This is a genomic window from Parapedobacter defluvii, from assembly GCF_014642075.1.
Lineage (GTDB): Bacteria > Bacteroidota > Bacteroidia > Sphingobacteriales > Sphingobacteriaceae > Parapedobacter > Parapedobacter defluvii.
Genome location: NZ_BMIK01000017.1, coordinates 20014 through 38409 on the forward strand (window position 1 = coordinate 20014; position 18396 = coordinate 38409).

Here is an 18396-nt window from a genome sequence, read left to right on the forward strand (position 1 = left end):
TTTTGATTTACTACCATCCCGGAAATTCGTCTGCCGGTGTTCCCCAGCCTGCATTCTGCGTAAGTACCCCATCGGAAAGTGCAATCTCATTCTGCGGAATGGCCCAGAAACCACCGGTAGCCTCGTAGCGTGCGCGGTATCCGCCGCCAAAACCTTTCATCTGGGTATCCACTCCCTTGTTCTTGATGGCAGCACCTTCCTGCGCAGCAAGTGCATCTGCAGCATCGTGCCAACGCATCAGGTCAAAATAGCGCAGCCCTTCGAAGGCCAGTTCCCAACGGCGTTCCCGTTTGAGGGCCTCCAGCGAATACGCCACGGGAGTCAAGCCAGCACGGCTCCGCACGAGGTTCATGCTCGTTGCATTTTCCGATAGTTCGGAATGCATCAGCAATACATCGGCAAAGCGGATCAGTACATGATCCTGCGTATGGGCCAGTTGGTAATCGGTAGGTGCCGCATCCTTCAGGATCGCATAGGAAGGGATGAGGGTTCCCTCGTCATAGGCCGTAACGGGGATGTATTTCTTCTGCCAGAAACCGGTTTCTTCCATCTGGGCATCCGCGCCGTAGATGTAGTCGTCCAAATCGTTCTCCACGTCAATGATGGAACCCGTGCGCCGGATATCGGTAGGCTCGGCCTGCCGCCATTCACTCCACAGCCTCGGATTGACCGGGCCGGCTCCCCACCCCTGCCCGAAGGGAAAGGTTCCGGCCTGCCCGTTGTTTGACCGCAGTCCGAAATGCAATACATACTGGTTTGAATAGCCCAGCTTATATTGATCACCCCAATCCACCAAGGTACCGAATTTGACAGCGAAGACCGTCTCCTTATTTCCATCGCCAACCCATTTTAACTGGTTATCCGACACATAGTCGTAGTCCTTCGCGGTGTATTCATTGGTATATGGCCACAGTTCACGGAAGTCTGACACCAGGCCATGTCCGCTGTTGCCGATGCAATCTTCCAGCCAGCTGATCACCTGTGCTTTGGTAATCTCACCGCCCTCGGCCACCGGCAACGAAGATTGGTTGTAATACCCGGTATAAAACAGGAATACCCGCGCGGCCAGTGCCTGGGCAGCCCACTTGGTGGCGTGCCCCGAAACGGTGCTGGTATACGGCACGGCCGGCAGCAAGGTGATGGCCTGCTGAAGGTCATACCCGATCTGTGCATAGGTTTCTGCCGCCGGAGCCTTTGGCAGGTTTTCGGCTTCGGGCACGGTAACCAGGGGTACTTCACCAAATAACTGAGACAGTTCAAAGTAAAACAGGGCACGCAGGAAATACGCCTCGCCCAGCAACTGGTTGCGCTGCGTTTCATTCGCCCATTCGGTTACGTTATCCATTGTGGCAATGGCCGTATTGGCCCGGAAAATACCCTGATACCGTGCCTTCCAAAAGGGTAGAAAGCGGTTCGGCTGGGTATTCATCAGGTGGTCAAGGCCGTGCATGTCGCGGTCGTTTTCACCCCCGCCGCCGAAACGGTCGTCCGAAGCCAGCTCGGCCATGTAAAAATGGGTATGCGCCGCTTCGGCAATCGCATTGGCGAAGGTGGAATAGATACCGGTAATCATTTGCTCGGCATCCGTGGCATTGATCGGGAAGTTGCCCGTATTCTTTTTATCGTAGCTTTCCACATCCAGGAAGTTCTCACAACCTGCTAACGCCACGGTGCTTACGAATAGTAAGATAAGTCGTTTCATGTCTGTCGTATTAGAAGTTTACATTGAGACCGATAATGAAATTGCGCGGAGCGGGGTAGAAACCCAGGTCGATACCCGAAGCCCAGCTTTGTTCATCGCCATAGCCGATTTCAGGATCCATCCCCGAATAGCCGGTAAACGTATAGAGGTTCTGCGCAGACAGGTACAGCCTGGCCTGGCCCAATGGCAACCTCGGGAAAGCCGATTTAAGGTTGTAACCCAACGTTATGTTCTGTATTTTAACGAAATCGGCATCTTCGATGTAGATATCGGAAATGTTCTGGTAGTTCGTATGGCTGCCGTTGGTGAGGCGGGGGTAACGGTTCGAAGTGCTCTCGCCATGCCAGCGCTGGAAGACTTCGGTGGTGTAATTCTGCAACGGGCTATCGGCAAACGAGCGGTACGACTTGGCGACCTGCTGGCCGAACGCGCCGAATGCCGTGATGCCCAGGTCAATACCTTTGTAACCGAAAGAGAGGTTCAGTCCGGCGGTAAAATCAGGGTGCGGGTTGCCGATCTGCACCTTATCGGCATTGGTAATGGCGCCATCGCCATTGGTGTCCACAAAGATAACATCACCGGGCTGTGCGGTTTCCAGCACGCCCAGACCCTGTGCCCGGTAATCCGCAATCTGTTCGGCATTTTGGAAAATCCCAGCCGTTTTGTATCCGTAGAAATAACCAAGCGGATAACCCACCTGTGCCCGGTACATGGGCAGGGTACCCTGGCTCAATACATTGGCCTGCCCTTCAATGAGCTTTTCGGCATTGGCAATTTTTACCACACGGTTGCGGTTGTACGCACCGTTAAGGCCGATGCTATAGGTAAAGTCATTGACCGTTTCATTCCAGTTCAGCCCGAGTTCCACGCCTCGGTTTTCCACGTCGCCGCCGTTGATGAAGGGAGCCTCGGTACCGTAAATGGCCAAAACGGGCGCTTGGAGTAACCAATTGATGGTAGACTTGTTGTACCAGTCAAACACCACACCCAGCCGGTCATTCGCAAAGCGCGCATCAAAGCCGATGTTCAGCTGCTCGGAAGTCTCCCAGGAGACAACTTCATTCGGCAGGATATCCGGATAGGCACCGCTGAGCAGGGTATTTTTATCGTTGCCGAAATAATACCCGTTTTTATTGTCAATCGCAATGGTGGCCAGGTACTGGAAGGGAGGGATGTTTGCATTCCCGTTCTGCCCCCAGCTGGCACGGAGTTTCAGGTAGTTGAGCCAAGAGCCGGTGCCCTCCATAAAGGACTCATTGGTAACGTTCCAGCCCGCTGCCACCGAAGGAAAGTATCCCCAGCGGTGCGAACGGCTAAAGTTGGATGAACCATCTGCCCGCATAACCACGGAGGCCATGTACGTTTCCTTATAGTTATAATTAAGCCGGCCGAAGAACGCGGCAAAATTGCTTTCTCCCCAATGCGCACCACCGATGGCGGGTGTATAACCCGGATAGGCTACCCAGTTGCCCACATAGGCGCGCTTCCAACTGCCCGGAAAGGAGGAGTTGGCAGTGGTGACACTGAGGTCTTCACCGATGCCCCAACGCTCAATGGACTGTCCAAGCACTGCGTCCAGTGCGTGCGCATTCCCGAAGGTACGCTGGTATGCGATGGTATTCTCCAACAGCCAGCCGTATCCCACAGATTGGTTCTGCGAAATGTCGTCGATGTCATTGATGGAGGTGGTAGACAGGTGAAAGGTGGGTGTATACGAACGATACGACGAAGCATTCAGGCGATAGCCGAAATTGCTGCGGAGCCGGAGGCCTTTGATGGGTTGTATCTCTGCAAATGCATTGGCCATGACCGAGTGGTTTTTGCTCTGGTTCTGCCCCCTCCGGTATACCATGTCTGCCACAGGGTTAAACGTAGCCCCATCAAATTTCCAGCCATCGGCCGTTTTACTGGTATGATCGTAGTACCCACCATCTGCATTATAAACGGGCAATAGTGGATTTCCGACCATCATGTTGTGTACATCATTCCAATAGATATTGCCGATGCCGATACCCGAATTGACACGGTACGTGTATGTGAGGTTCTCCCCGAACTTCAGGATGTCAAAATCGTCGTTCTTCAGGATGACATGCTCAGAGTTGATACGGACGGTATGCCGGTTGAGATGAGGCTGCACCGGTTTGCCAAATATCCCGTCCTGTGCAGCCATAGAATAACCCAGGGCGAATTTCGAGCGGTCCGTACCGCCTGTGAGGTTAAACGCGTGGTTCTGCGTCAGCGCATTCGGATTCCGGATTTCCTCCAGCCAGTTGGTCCCATTCCACGTGCCATCCTGGATCTGCTGGTACTGGTTGGGAATCAGACTGGCCCAGTCATACGGCGCCTGCCCTTCGTTGAACATGCGCTCGTCCTGGATGGTCATGTATTCGGTTGCAGTAAGCAGGGAAGGCATCTTGTACACATTCTGCCAGCCGATAAATGTATCGTAGTTGAGCGTGGTCTTGCCTGCTTTGCCCTGCTTGGTGGTGATGAGAATGACCCCATTGGCGGCGCGGGCCCCGTAGATGGCGGCCGAGGCAGCGTCTTTCAGGATGTCGATGGACTCGATATCCGATGGATTGAGCGAATTGATGTCTCCCCCGATCACGTTGTCGATAACGTAGAGCGGTTGGGAATCATGAATGGTGCCGATGCCGCGAATATTGATCTTGAAGCCTTCACCCGGCATGCCGGAAGACTGAGTGATCTGTACGCCGGGCGATTGGCTTTGCAGGGCATTGGCCACCGTCGTCGTACTCAGTTTCTGGATATCTTCCCCTTTTACCTGTACGCTCGCCCCGGTGGTGAGTTTCTTTTTCTGGGTACCGTATCCCACTACGACCAGTTCTTCCAGGGTATTGATATCCTCCTCCAGGGCAACGGTCACGGTACTGCTGGTTACATTGACCTCTTGGGAAACATAACCCACCGAGGTAATCACCAATAGGGTATTGGTGGAGGATACGTTGAGTTTAAAGGTGCCGTTCTCGTCGGTCATTGTAGAAGTTACGGTTCCTTTTTCCGTGACCGTGACACCCGCCAGCGGTGCACCGCTAACGTCGGTAACCTTGCCTGTGACCGTCGACTGTTGCAGGCCGTGTATGCCACTTAAAGCCACCCACGGGGTTCCGTGTGCCAGCACCGCACCGGAAGACACCGAAAGGGGCACCACAAGGCAGCCTACTGTCAGCTGCCGCAACTTACGTGTGTAATGTTTGTAATCAATGGATCTCATGTTATATGGGTTATACTTGTTTTGGATAACGGATGAATCTGCATAACACCCCGCCCGTTCTGCCCGGTTGCCATCGTTGGCATCACCACAAACAAAGGGTGATGGCATACAAGAACCATAAAAGAGAACCTCGGGTTTGTCATAAAACAGAAACAACTGTTACCGGTAAAACGAATTGGTTATCGGGGTCAAAAATATGCCGGATGGCTGGTTTTAAGGGGATGGATATGTTAATAAATGGGGGTATTTTGGTTAACCCACGGGGTTATTGCCTCATTTGCGGTAGGCGGAAGGAACCACACCGTAAAGCTGTTTGAAATATTTGCTGAATTGCTTCGGATTGCCGAACCCCACTTCATAGGCAATTTCGGCGACGGTAAGGCCCGATTGCTCCAGCAACTGACCGGCCCTGCGCAGCCGGATATTGCGGATGAATTCAGAGGGGGTATGCCCTGTGATCGTCAACATCCGCTTATACAACGCGACGCGGCTCACGTTCATGGCCCTTGCCAGTTCTTCCACCGAAAAATCCGATTGCCCCAAATGTTGTTCAACGGTATCCAACACTTTGCGGAGAAACAGTTCGTCGGCAGAGGTCACCGGCTTTTCGGAGGGGAACACCTCCAGCTTTTTCTTATTGGCCTGCTCCAAAAATGCTTTCTGCTTAAGTACACTATCCAGCATGGAACGGGCTTCCTGCCGTTCGCGCTGCAAGGCAAAACGGGTTTTTTCGCGTGTCCGTTCAATATGGCGAACGGTCAGGATTCCGGTAGCCAGTACCAGTACATATGCCGCATATGCCCATCCTGTTTTCCATATCGGCGGCGATATGGAGAAGGTTGCCAGGGTGTAAGGTTTACTCCAGTTTTCGCCGTCTTCGGATACCATCACCTGAAACCGGTAGTCTCCGGGGTCCAGGTTCGTAAACGTAGCCTTGCGCGTACGCCGGTCCATCGCCACCCAGTCGGCATCGAACCCCTCCAACTTATACCGGAAAGAAGCCCGGTCTTTATTGAGGAAATACAGCGAAGCGACCACAAACCCCAGGACATTCTGATCGTGGGTAAATTTTAGTCGCCCGTCCAGCCATTGCGGAGCCTCCATACTCCGGTTTAACAGCTGGAGGTCTGTCAGTACGGGCACAGCCAACGACGAAGGCGGCGACTGGATATGCGCGGGATCGATGCTATTAAACCCCGACGGACCGCCGAAAAACAGTTCGCCCGTTGATAACAGGCAGGCTGCATCTTCATTGAATGCGTTGCCCTGTAAACCGTCGCGGCGGTCGTAATTCCAGAAACGCCACTGTCCGGGTGTACCCACTCCCTCCCGCATTGCTGAAATTCCCCGTGCAGTGCTCACCCAAATCGTTCCTTCCTTGTCTTCAACCACGGCCATCACGGTATTGTCTGACAGCCCATCTTCCATGCGGAACACCCGGAATGTATCGCTGGTGGCATCGTAAAGATTGAGGCCGTCCCGCGTAGCCACCCAGATCCGGTGGCGATGGTCTTCGATGATCCCGTTCACATGATCGTTGCTAAGCGCACCCGCCTTGCCATCGCGATAGGAAAACAACTTGAACGATCCATCCGGCATGAGCAGCTCGATGCCGGATGCGGTACCAAACCACACCCTCCCGCTGTGGTCTTCCGTAATAGCCGATAGGTAGGCCGACTGCGTGAATCCCTGACTGCCAAACCCCAACCGGGTAAACCGGCCTGTCTTGCGGTCAAACGTGGCTACCCCCGCCCGAAGCGTACCCACCCAAAACCGCCCCTGGCTGTCTTCGCAAATTTCCCATACGCTGTTGTCAGGAATGGATGCCGGATCAAGGGGGTCATGCATGTACCGCACAAACCGCTTTCCATCGAAACGATTGAGCCCTCCATGGTACGTACCGACCCAAAGCACGTCATCGCGGTCCATATACAGGCTTACGATTACATCGCTGCCAATACTATTGGGATCATCGGGATTGTGCCGGTAGGGTATAAATCGGTTAGCTTGCCGGTCAAAATAGATCAATCCTCCCCCATTACTTCCGATCCATACATTTCCATGCCTGTCTTCCACAAATTGGTTGATATCGTCAAATGGCAATACCATCTCGCCCGTACCCCGTCGCCGCTGATACAGCGCGAACTGGACCTGACTGGGATGGTAATAGCTGATACCACGCTTGAACGTACCGGCCCACATAATTCCTTCGCGGTCGCAATAAAGGGACATGATGCTGTTTTGGCTAACCGTACGGTCGTTGTATTCGTCGTGCAACAGGTAAGAAACCCGCCTGCTCCGGGGATTGACCACGTTCAGCCCGCCGTGATCCGTAGCAATCCAGATGTTGCCATCCGGGTCCTCGGCCATCCCGAAAACAATCGGATTACTCAACTTCATGCCTGCGGACTCCGTAGTCAGGTGTACCGGAGGGGCTTGTTTCTCCGGCCACCAATAAACCCCTTTGGAAAAATTAAAGGCATATACCCATGGATGTCCGTTTCGATCCATAAACAGCCGGAAATCCGCACCTTCCTCGTAATCTACCCCATCATTGGGAAGTTGATAAACGGCAAGGGCGTTACGCTCCAGTTGGCGTACGGTACCCCTTTGGTCAACCGCCCACGCCTGCCCCGAACGATCCAATGCGATACCCGTAACGGGAACGCCGGTCTCCGGCGCCGCATAAGAAGAAACGGTTCCGCGCTGTTCGTCATAGCAAGATACCAGCCCCCCGATCTGCAAAAACCAGCATTTGCCCTGGGTACTGCAGCGGATATCCAGCACTTCGGCAACCGGCAACCCCAACGATTGCAGCACACTGTCTCCGTTACGTATAAATTGCTCCCGGCTATCGTCGTAAATGTTAATGCCGAGCTTTGTCTTTACCCATAGCTGTTCCCCCGGCCCGGGAAACAACCCGAGTATGTCGTTATCGGCAATGCTCCGGGCCTGGCTGGCAGCATGCCGGAATACTTTTATCTCGTGCCCGTCGTACCGGTTAAGGCCCGCAGGTGTACCAAACCAAAGGAAACCGCGTTTGTCTTTTACAATGGCCGTGACGTGATTATGGGATAATCCATCTTCTACGCTCAACTGCTGGAATTGAATGGTCTGCGCAGCACCGCAAAAGGGCAACAGCCACCATCCAACAACCAACCCGCAAAAGAGTACACGCAACATAGGCTTACGAACTGAGCCAAATTTACAAATTATTAGCCTAATTTTAAGCCAGCATGTCGCATTCCCCCCGTCATATTGTCCCTTTTGCCTATTTAAGCAGATACTTATCCGCGCTATGTTTGTGGAATACAAAATAAATTCACCTTTAAAAAAACAAATGTCATGGAAAAGCGCATTTCAAGTCAGAAAATCACCCCAAACCTGTGGTTCGACAACCAGGCCGAAGAAGCCGTCCAGTTCTATACCTCCGTTTTTAAAAATTCCAAAATCGGCCGGGTTAGCCGGTATACGAAGGATGGGTATGAACATCACCAAAAGCCGGAAGGTTCGGTGATGACCATCGAATTTGTGCTAGAAGGACAGGAATTTGTTGCCCTGAACGGTGGACCGCTGTTCACATTCAATGAGGCGATCTCATTTGTCATCAATTGCGAAACCCAGGAAGAAATAGATCATTACTGGGGAAGGCTTACCGAAGGGGGTGATGAACGTGCCCAGGTGTGCGGCTGGCTGAAAGATAAATTCGGGGTATCGTGGCAGGTAGTTCCCACCGCATTGAATGAGATGATACTGGACCCCGACCCGGGAAAGGTAAGCCGGGTATTGCAATGCATGTTTAGCATGAAGAAGCTCGACATTGCTCCCCTGAAAGCCGCTTACGAAGCCTAGCAAAATCAAATCGGAATCAAGGAACCTGCAAACGCATTGGAAATTTTTTATTTCCTTTGCATAAAACCCAATCACCAAATTGGTTTTTATGCACCATATGAAGTTCAACATGAAAAAAATTAGCACTAAATTTTCAATGCTATTAGCAAGTTCCGTAGCCATGGCTACCGTTTATTCCTGCCATTCGCCTGAAAACAGCACAAGTAATGCCGATGCGTCACCGACGCAGGTAAAAATCGATGAGTTTGCCGATCTGGAAATCCTGCGGTACGACGTGCCGGGGTTTGAACAGCTGAGTCTCCAACAGAAAAAACTGGCCTATTACCTGTACCGAGCGGCGCTATCCGGCAGGGACATTATTTACGACCAGCGGGGAAAAAATAACCTGACAATACGAAAAACGCTGGAAGCTATTTTCAACCATCCGAAAACGGAGAAAAACGGAAATGAGTGGACCAAGCTGAAAGAATACGCCGGGCGCTTCTGGTTCAGCAACGGTGCCCATCACCATTATTCAAACGATAAGTTTGTGCCCGAGTGCAGTCAAGATTACTTTGCTGACCTGGTAAGGGCCTGTGATCCCGCCAGCTTACCGCTACAGGATGGCGAAGATGTCGAAGCTTTCATCGCCCGGATTACCCCGGTGATCTTCGACCCGAAGCTGGACCCGAAAATGGTTAACCTTACCGAAGGGGTTGACCACGTAGCATTGTCATCCAACAACTTCTATGAAGGGGTGACCCAGAAGGAAGTGGAAGATTTTTATGCCGGGTTTCCACATACGGGGCAAGATCCCGAATGGGGCCTTAACAGCAAAGTAGTGAAAGAAAACGGCCAGCTGACCGAAAAAGTATGGAAGTCGGGCGGCATGTATGGTAGCGCCATCGACCAAATGATCTCGTGGCTGGAAAAGGCTATTCCGCTGGCCGAAAATCCGCAGCAGAAACAGGCACTCACCCTCCTGGCGGAGTATTATAAAACCGGCGACCTGAAAACCTGGGATGAATACAACAAAGCATGGGTGCAGGACACGGCCGGTACCATCGATTTTGCCAACGGCTTTATCGAAGTATACAACGATGCAATGGGCATTAAGGGAAGCTACGAGGCCGTACTATCACTGAAAGATTTCGAAAGCACCAAACGGATCAAAGCCATTGCCGATGAGGCACAATGGTTTGAAGACAACTCTCCCCTGATGCCGGAGCACAAGAAAAAACAGGTGAAGGGCATCAGTGCAAAAGCCATTACCGTCATTGCAGAAGCAGGTGATGCGGCACCCAGTACTCCGATCGGCATTAACCTGCCCAACTCAGATTGGCTGCGCAAAGATTACGGCTCCAAATCGGTGTCGCTGAGCAACATCGTACACGCCTACAACGAAAGCAGCGCCAACAGTGGCTTTCTGGAAGAGTTTGTGGGTGATACGGCCAAGCTGCGCCGTATGAAAGAATACGGCAACCTGGCCAGCGACCTGCACACGGATATGCACGAATGCATCGGCCATGCCTCCGGACAGATCAACCCGGGAGTAGGTACAACCGACAAGACCCTGAAAAGCTACGCTTCCTGCCTCGAAGAGGCTCGTGCCGACCTGGTAGCGCTCTATTACATCCTGGATCCCAAACTGGTGGAAATCGGTGTGATGCCTTCGTTGGAAGTGGGCAAGGCTGAATACGACAGTTATTTGATGAATGGTCTGATGACCCAGTTAACTCGCATCAAACCCGGCGACCAGATCGAGGAGGCGCACATGCGCAACCGGGCGCTGAATGCCTATTGGGTGTATGAAAAAGGCAAAGCAGACCAGGTCGTTTCTTTTGAGAAAAAAGACGGCAAGACCTATGTGCAGATTAACGATTACGAGAAGCTGCGCACCTTGTTTGGTGACCTGCTGCGCGAAATCCAACGCATCAAATCAGAAGGAGACTACGAAGCCGGCAAAAACCTCGTGGAAACATACGGCGTGAAGGTAGATCCGGAGCTGCACAACGAGGTGCTGGAACGTTATGCGAAGCTGAAACTGAGACCTTACAAAGGGTTTGTCCAACCCAAGCTTACGGCTGTGGAAGAAAATGGGGAAATAACCGATGTGAAATTGGAATACACCAATGACTTTTACGGACAGATGCTGGAGTATGGAAAAGAATATTCTTTTTTGCCGGCAATCAATTAATGCATACGATGGCGCCGCTTAGTCGGCGCCAACCTTCTAATGCCCCCACCTATCGTTGTATTGTGGTTACGCGTCAAGATGCGTTGCACCATCGTTTGTGGATTTTTAGTAAAAAACAAGGTAAAAAGAAGCATATAGCAAGTATATAAATTGCTAATTTGATCGTCTTTTTATCGTCTTTTGGTCGTATTTTTATCGTCTTTTACACGATAAAAAAATGATTATTATTCGAATAATAGAGCTACAATTTACGTAATCATACGCACATTGTTACTTTATTATTACATTATTATTTAGAAAAAATGGACGAGACGGGTAATTGGCTATCTTGCCGCGTTACCGATCAGCTCGTTGGTACATGCATTTTTTTTTGTACTTTTAGCGCTCAATTTTATAAACACGGATGGACACAACGACGGCAGTGAACCTGCAAGATGCGGTATACGAAAAATATCAGGAACTTTTTGACCACGCGCCCCTGCTGGTGCGTTCACCGGGTCGGGTAAATCTCATCGGTGAACACACGGATTACAACAACGGGTTGGTACTGCCGGCAGCAATCGATAAAAACATTGTCCTGGCGATCGGCAAACGCGATGACCAATCCATCCATCTCTACTCCCTGGATCAGGACCAAGCGTATACCACGACGTTGGACCGGCTGGAACGTTCGCCGCTTCTGTGGCCAGACTACATCCTCGGCGTAGCACAACAACTGGTGAAGCGCGGACACGCTTTACAGGGTTTTAACATCGTATTTGGCGGAGATATTCCCCAGGGAGCCGGACTTTCATCCTCCGCCGCCCTCGAATGCGCTACCGGATTTGCCCTTAGCGAACTGTTTGAGCTAGGGGTTTCCCAATTGGACCTGGCCCTCACCGCACAGGCAGCTGAAAATGAATTTGTGGGTGTTAAGTGTGGGTTAATGGATCAATTTGCCAGCGTTTTCGGACAGGAACAGCGGCTGATCAAATTGGACTGCTCGGATTTTTCCCACGAATACATCCCCTTCAACAACCCCGAGCTGCGCATTGTACTGTTTGACACACAGGTAAAGCATTCCCTGGCCTCCTCGGCGTATAATGAGCGGCGCGAACAGTGTGAATACGGGGTGTCACTTGTCCAAAAACACCATCCGGAGGTAAAAAGCCTGCGGGATGCGACCCTGGAACAGTTAGACCGCTATGTAAAACCGGTAGATGAAGTGGTTTATAACCGATGCCGCTATGTGGTATCGGAAATAACGCGCCTGCAGGACGGATGCGATGATTTGAAAAGGGATGATTTCGAATCGTTCGGGAAACGGATGTTCGAAACGCATGACGGATTACAGCATCTGTATGAGGTAAGCTGCGAAGAGCTGGATATCCTGGTAGATCTGGTACGTGATAACGATGCCGTGCTGGGGGCACGTATGATGGGGGGCGGCTTCGGCGGCTGTACCATCAATCTGGTCAAGGCGGCCGAGGTAGATCGTGTCGTGAAAGAGGTGACCCACGCGTATACAGAAAAGACCCACAAAGGAACACAAGCTTACATTGCCCGTATTTCGGCAGGCACAGCCCGCCTTAACAGCTAACACACAATCTGACATCCGATGACGCACTACCGATTGCCAAACGCACGTGATTTTGAGCACCAACTTGCAGGTAAGTCCACGCATTTGATCACACTGGAAAACAACAGGGGGGTAACCGTTGCGCTAGCTGACTTCGGTGCGCGTATCGTAAGTATCCTTGTACCGGATAAGCTGGGCAATCCCACGGATGTGGTACTGGGCTTTAATTCCATCCAGGAATACCTTGCCGCGGATGAAGTCTACCACGGTGTAACGGCGGGGCGATTTGCCAACCGCATTGCCAATGGACGCTTCACCCTTGAAGGGGAAACGTTTTACATAACCCCCAATAACGGACCGAATGCGCTCCATGGAGGTGCCAACGGTTTTCACAACCGGGTATGGGACCGGCGTGTCGTGTACAAGGAAAAGGCCGACTTCTATTACGTATCCGCCGATGGTGAAGAAGGATTCCCGGGCAAATTGTCTGTAATGGTTAAATACCGCCTCACAGATAACAATGAACTGGTCATTACCTACCGGGCCGAAACCGATAAACCCACGGTGATCAACCTGACCAATCATGCTTTTTTCAACCTGAACGGGGAAGGCAACGGGAATGTATTGGATCATCTGCTACAGATCCAGGCGGATGCTTACCTGCCCGTGGATGCCCATCAGATTCCGACGGGCGTACCCGAACGGGTAGAAAATACCCCCTTCGATTTCCGGAAATTCAAACCCATCGGTCAGGACATTAATGTCCCTGATGACCAGTTGGCCAAGGGCAATGGGTATGATCACAATTACGTACTTAACCGGGATGTAACTACAGCTCAGCTACCGGCCGCTACCGCCATCTCTCCCCTTACCGGTATCCGTATGGATGTACTGACCACCGAACCCGGATTGCAACTGTATACAGGCAACTTCCTGAGTGGTAAAGACAAAGGAAAACAAGGGGTCTCCTATGAAAAACACGGCGCTTTCTGTCTCGAAACACAACATTTTCCCGATTCGCCCAATCAACCGGATTTTCCCAGCACATTGCTTTCGCCGGGACAGGTATTTCAATCGGAAACCGTATACCGCTTTTCGATCGTTAAGTAAAAAAGTCGCTGGATGCGTGCCGTACTGCTGATCGGAATTTGAATCTTCGAAAGAAAGGGTTAATTTTAACAACCTTTGAAATCATGATACTGATTGTAGACGACAAGATTGAGAACATAACGGCCCTGACAAAAATCCTGATTTCGCAAAATTTCGATGTGGACTCAGCTTTGTCGGGAGAGGAAGCCCTGAAAAAAGTGCTCAAAAACGAGTATCAGCTTGTCATACTGGATGTGCAGATGCCGGGCATGGATGGATTCGAAGTAGCCGAAGCGATTTCGGGAATCCGCAAAACCAGTGAACTGCCTATTATTTTTCTTTCAGCGGTAAATGTCAGCAAGGCATTCATCACCAAAGGATACACATCCGGGGGCCATGACTACCTGGTGAAACCGGTAGATCCTGACATTCTCGTACTCAAAATACGTACCTTCATCAAACTCCAGGAACAGACCAAAGAACTTGCCCGCATCCAGCAGGACCTGCGTAACGAAATCGAGCAGCGCAAACATGCGGAAGAAAAGAAGGATGAGCTGATGGGTATGGTGAGCCACGAAGTAAAAACGCCGTTGACCTCTGTAAAGGCTTACATCCAGCTCGCAGGGGTAGCGGTACACAGCAACCGGATGGAAAATGCCCTCCAGTTTATCAATAAAGCGGATAGCCAGATAGATAAACTCAACCAAATGATGACCGCTTTGCTGGATATGGCAAAAATGGAGGCAGGAATGCTGGATTTCAATGTCGGGGAGTTTAATCTCAATCAATTGGTAGACGGCGCACTGGATATTTTTATACAAAGCAATCCGGAAAGGCAGGTGGTGCGGACGGGAGATGCAGACATCGTCCTGCGCGGGGACCTGCTCCGGCTGGAACAGGTGATTCTCAATTACCTCTCCAATGCCGCAAAGTATTCACCCGAAACGGAAACCATCGGTGTTGCCATTCAGAGGAGAGCGGATAACGACGTGGAGATCTGTGTAACGGACAAAGGGATCGGCATTGCCGAAGAAGACCAGGGCAATCTCTTTAAAAAGTTTTACCGAACCGAGCAATCCATTGCCGAATACCGTGGGATGGGAATGGGACTTTACCTGTGTGCGGAAATCGTCAAATTCCATGGCGGGACATACGGCGTGAAAAGTAATCCCGGGGGAGGATCTACCTTTTATTTTACGTTGCCCATTGAGCTGGATGAACCGATTGTTAACCCTTCAATTGCATGAAAAGCAACACAAACAGAAACCTGAAAATCGGCTTCGGCTTATCGATTCTCTTGTTGATCTTCAGTTCACTGATTGCCTACCTCTGCATCGACAGATTGCTGGAAAATTCGGCATTGGTGCGCCAAACCAATCAGATAACCCGCACGCTTGAACAAGTGGTAGCGAGCATCCAAGAAGCAGAGACCTCCGAACGGGGCTACCTGATTACGGACAACGTTCTGTATCTCGACCCTTATTCTGCCGCCTGCCAACGGGCGCACCAGTTATTGGATGAAGTGATCCTCCAAACGAAGGACAATCCGGTACAGCTGGAAGCCGGGCAGAAACTGAAGGAGACCTTAAGCCTGCGCATCGAGCGTATGAATGCGATGATCGATGCCAAGGAAAAAACCGACACCATCAGCGAAAAAGACATGGAAGTCGGCCGGGCCTATATGGAAGATATCCGTACACTATCCAACCAGATGATTACCGAGGCCACCGGTCAGTTGCAGATGCAAACGGAAATACGCGACCGGTTTGCCCGGTATACGCCCGGCGTCATCGTATTGGCGGCGATGCTGGCTATCCTGATTGCGGTGGTATTTTACATACGGATTGTTCGGGACATGGCCGAACGCAATGCGCTGCACACCGCCCTGGAAGAACAGGACCTGCAGATGAAGCAACGGCTTTCCATCATACGGGAAATTGCTTCCCAGATCTCAGCCGGTGATTATTCGGTGCGGATCAACGACGACGAGAAGGATACGCTGGGGAGCCTGGCAGGCTCACTTAACCGGATGGCGGAGTCGCTCGCCCTGTCTTTCGAGCGTCTTGCAAACAACGAATGGCTGCAAAGCGGTGTGGGGGATCTGAATGAGAAAATGGTGGGCGAAAAACAGGTGGAGACCCTCTGTGAAGACATCATTACTTTCCTAGCCGAATACACGGGCTGCCATACAGGCGCGGTTTACCTACTGAACGAGCATCACCTCGTTCTGCAAAGCGGATATGCATTGCAGAACGATAAGGTGCTCCGTATTGCTTCCGGACAGGGTATCGTGGGCCAATCGTTACGGGATAAAAAGGCGATCGTGCTAACGGATATTGATGAACATTCGGTCATCATTTCGCATGCGAGTGGCGGCATCAAACCCGCAGGTGTAATCGCCTTTCCGATTTTCCACGAACGCGAGGCAATCGGCGTCATTGAGCTGGCAGCATTACAGCCCTTCTCCAAGCAGTCGCTTTCCTTTTACAACCTGGCAGCACCCAACATCGGTACCGCCATTTACGGAGCCCAAAGCCGTAAAAAATTGCAGGAACTGCTTGAAGAAACCCAATCCCAGGCGGAAGAGCTGCAAGCCCAGCACGACGAGCTGGAAAACCTGAATTCTGAGCTGGAAGCTCATACCCAGAAGCTCCAGGCATCTGAGGAGGAACTCAAGGTACAGCAGGAAGAGCTCCAGCAGAATAACCTGGATCTGGAGGAGCGGAACCGGGTAATCCGTGAACGCAACGCGGAAATCCTGGCCAAAGCCAAGGAATTGGAACTAAGCTCGCAGTACAAGACCGAGTTTATGGCTAATATGTCGCATGAACTGCGGACTCCGCTGAATTCAATCCTGCTGCTTTCACGTTACCTGACCGAAAACAGTGAACAGAATCTAACGGAAGATCAAATAGAATCTGCCCGTGTTATCTATAACTCGGGCAATGGCCTGCTGCAGCTCATCGATGAGCTGCTCGACCTTTCTAAGATCGAAGCAGGCAAAATGGACGTTGACTATACCGAAGTAAGCCTGGCCGACGTACTTAACAACCTGGAGAGTACCTTCCTGCCGGTGGCCAACGACAAGAAACTCGACCTGCAGATCACACACACCCTGCCGGATGGGTTCTTGCTAGATACCGACCGGATGAAGCTGGAACAGATCCTGAAAAACCTGCTTTCCAATGGACTGAAATTCACCTCCAAGGGGCATGTTAAGCTGTCTGTTGCAAAAAGTACCCAAGACCCTGAATTGTTGGAATTTAGCGTTGAAGATACCGGTCCGGGTATTCCCGAAGAGAAGCGCTCACTCATCTTTGAGGCATTCACACAGGGTGATGGCTCCACCAAGCGGAAATACGGGGGTACCGGCCTGGGGCTTTCGATCAGCCGGCAATTGGCCCGCCTGCTGGGTGGTGAAATTTACGTGACCAGCAAACCGGGCCAAGGCAGCACCTTTACGTATACCGTACCGGTGTCCAAACCCCAACCCAAAGAACAGGATGCTGCCGAGCAGCCGCTTCCTTCTCCTTCGCCTTACCTGGTGCCCGTGGTACCCGATCCTGTGCCCGATGACCGGGACAGCCTGACCCCGGAAGACCACTTGATCCTCATCGTGGAAGATGATACCGTTTTTGCACGCGAATTACTGCGGTTTACCCATAGCCAACACTATAAAGGAGTAATCGCGGTACGGGGTGACGAGGCCCTGGACCTGGCCATCCGGTATGCGCCAAGGGCGATCCTGCTAGACATCAAATTGCCGGTTAAAGATGGCTGGCAGGTCATGGACGAACTGAAAGCAAACCCGCAGACCCGGCACATACCGGTGCACGTCATGTCGTCGCTGGAAGCAAAGAAAGAAAGCCGCGCACATGGGGCCGTGGATTTCTTCAGCAAGCCGATTGCGATCACGCACATGCGCGAAATGTTTAAAAAACTGGAGACGATCTGGGCGGACGGTCCCAAAAAAGTGCTCATCGTTGAAGAAAACACCAAACATGCCGAAGCGTTGGCTTACTTCCTGCAATCGTTTCAGATCTCTTCGAGCATAAAACACACGGTGGATGAAAGCGTAACGAGCTTGTTGGGCAACGAAGCCGAATGTGTGATTCTGGACATGGGCATACCCGCCAAAAATCCGTATGACCTGCTGGAAACGGTCAAACAAAATCCGGGGCTGGAAGACGTGCCCATCATTGTATTTACCGGCAGGAACCCTTCTCCAGCCGAGGAAATGCATATCAAGCAATATGCGGATTCCATCGTGGTTAAAACCGCCTATTCTTACCAACGGATTATTGATGAGGTGGCAATCTTCTTACACCTGGTGGAAACACAGCAGGATAACCTCACAAAAACGGGTCAACTGCAGCTTTCCGCACAGGATGTGCTGCGTGGCAAAACGGTGCTGATTGCCGATGACGATATCCGCAACATCTTCTCGCTGACCAAAACGTTGGAAAACCTGGGGATGCAGGTAATATCGGCTACTGACGGCCGGGAAGCGCTGGAAAAACTAGAGGAACACCCCGAAACCAACGCCGTGATCATGGATATGATGATGCCGCATTTGGATGGCTATGAAAGCACCGCCAAAATCCGGAACCACGGCCGTTTCAATCGTTTACCGATTATTGCCGTGACGGCAAAAGCCATGATGGGCGACCGCGAAAAATGCATTGCTGCTGGAGCTTCCGACTACATTTCCAAACCCGTGGACATAGACCAATTGATTTCGTTGCTGCGCGTGTGGCTATACGATGAACATGCGTAGCAAGCGG

The 18396-nt window shown here is 51.6% G+C and carries 9 protein-coding genes; 6 read left to right on the top strand and 3 right to left on the bottom strand.

Translation table 11 applies throughout. The features are described from left to right. Window positions 1–10: 10 nt before the first annotated feature. The 3 genes from IEX60_RS18910 to IEX60_RS18920 all read right to left on the bottom strand — a co-directional run bounded on the left by IEX60_RS18910 (window position 11) and on the right by IEX60_RS18920 (window position 8120). Window positions 11–1702: a RagB/SusD family nutrient uptake outer membrane protein gene (locus IEX60_RS18910; RefSeq protein ID WP_188752979.1), complete on the bottom strand. Its 1692-nt coding sequence runs from the start codon at window positions 1700–1702 to the stop codon at window positions 11–13. A 10-nt stretch (window positions 1703–1712) separates the two neighbouring features. Next, window positions 1713–5045: a SusC/RagA family TonB-linked outer membrane protein gene (locus IEX60_RS18915; RefSeq protein ID WP_229717646.1), complete on the bottom strand. Its 3333-nt coding sequence runs from the start codon at window positions 5043–5045 to the stop codon at window positions 1713–1715. Window positions 5046–5210: 165 nt separating this feature from the next. Then, window positions 5211–8120: a ligand-binding sensor domain-containing protein gene (locus tag IEX60_RS18920; protein ID WP_188752980.1), complete on the bottom strand. Its 2910-nt coding sequence runs from the start codon at window positions 8118–8120 to the stop codon at window positions 5211–5213. A 162-nt stretch (window positions 8121–8282) separates the two neighbouring features. Between IEX60_RS18920 and IEX60_RS18925 the strand changes: the two genes are divergently transcribed. The 6 genes from IEX60_RS18925 (at window position 8283) to IEX60_RS18950 (ending at window position 18389) form a co-directional block, all read left to right on the top strand. Beyond that, window positions 8283–8789 carry a VOC family protein gene (locus tag IEX60_RS18925; RefSeq protein ID WP_188752981.1) on the top strand — a complete coding sequence of 169 codons (507 nt, stop codon included), beginning with the start codon at window positions 8283–8285 and terminating at the stop codon, window positions 8787–8789. Window positions 8790–8925: 136 nt separating this feature from the next. Next, the gene (locus IEX60_RS18930; RefSeq protein ID WP_229717647.1) at window positions 8926–10965 is read left to right on the top strand and encodes a dipeptidyl-peptidase 3 family protein; all 2040 of its coding nucleotides are present in this window, start codon (window positions 8926–8928) and stop codon (window positions 10963–10965) included. 403 nt (window positions 10966–11368) lie between these two features. After that, entirely contained in the window at window positions 11369–12544 is a 1176-nt protein-coding gene (gene galK / locus IEX60_RS18935; protein ID WP_188752983.1) for a galactokinase, read from the top strand. An 18-nt stretch (window positions 12545–12562) separates the two neighbouring features. Beyond that, window positions 12563–13633, top strand: a complete 1071-nt coding sequence (locus tag IEX60_RS18940; RefSeq protein ID WP_188752984.1) for an aldose epimerase family protein — start codon at window positions 12563–12565, stop codon at window positions 13631–13633. A gap of 83 nt (window positions 13634–13716) precedes the next feature. Continuing rightward, window positions 13717–14859, top strand: a complete 1143-nt coding sequence (locus tag IEX60_RS18945) for a hybrid sensor histidine kinase/response regulator (RefSeq protein WP_188752985.1) — start codon at window positions 13717–13719, stop codon at window positions 14857–14859. Next, window positions 14856–18389, top strand: a complete 3534-nt coding sequence (locus IEX60_RS18950) for a response regulator (protein ID WP_188752986.1) — start codon at window positions 14856–14858, stop codon at window positions 18387–18389. Before IEX60_RS18945 ends, IEX60_RS18950 begins: the two co-directional genes overlap by 4 nt. Window positions 18390–18396: the final 7 nt, after the last annotated feature.

Coding starts and splice junctions, on each gene's coding strand:
- IEX60_RS18910 (WP_188752979.1), bottom strand. CDS start 1,702: ATGAAACGACTTATCTTACTATTCGTAAGCACCGTGGCGTTAGCAGGT.
- IEX60_RS18915 (WP_229717646.1), bottom strand. CDS start 5,045: ATGCCATCACCCTTTGTTTGTGGTGATGCCAACGATGGCAACCGGGCA.
- IEX60_RS18920 (WP_188752980.1), bottom strand. CDS start 8,120: ATGTTGCGTGTACTCTTTTGCGGGTTGGTTGTTGGATGGTGGCTGTTG.
- IEX60_RS18925 (WP_188752981.1), top strand. CDS start 8,283: ATGGAAAAGCGCATTTCAAGTCAGAAAATCACCCCAAACCTGTGGTTC.
- IEX60_RS18930 (WP_229717647.1), top strand. CDS start 8,926: ATGCTATTAGCAAGTTCCGTAGCCATGGCTACCGTTTATTCCTGCCAT.
- galK (WP_188752983.1), top strand. CDS start 11,369: ATGGACACAACGACGGCAGTGAACCTGCAAGATGCGGTATACGAAAAA.
- IEX60_RS18940 (WP_188752984.1), top strand. CDS start 12,563: ATGACGCACTACCGATTGCCAAACGCACGTGATTTTGAGCACCAACTT.
- IEX60_RS18945 (WP_188752985.1), top strand. CDS start 13,717: ATGATACTGATTGTAGACGACAAGATTGAGAACATAACGGCCCTGACA.
- IEX60_RS18950 (WP_188752986.1), top strand. CDS start 14,856: ATGAAAAGCAACACAAACAGAAACCTGAAAATCGGCTTCGGCTTATCG.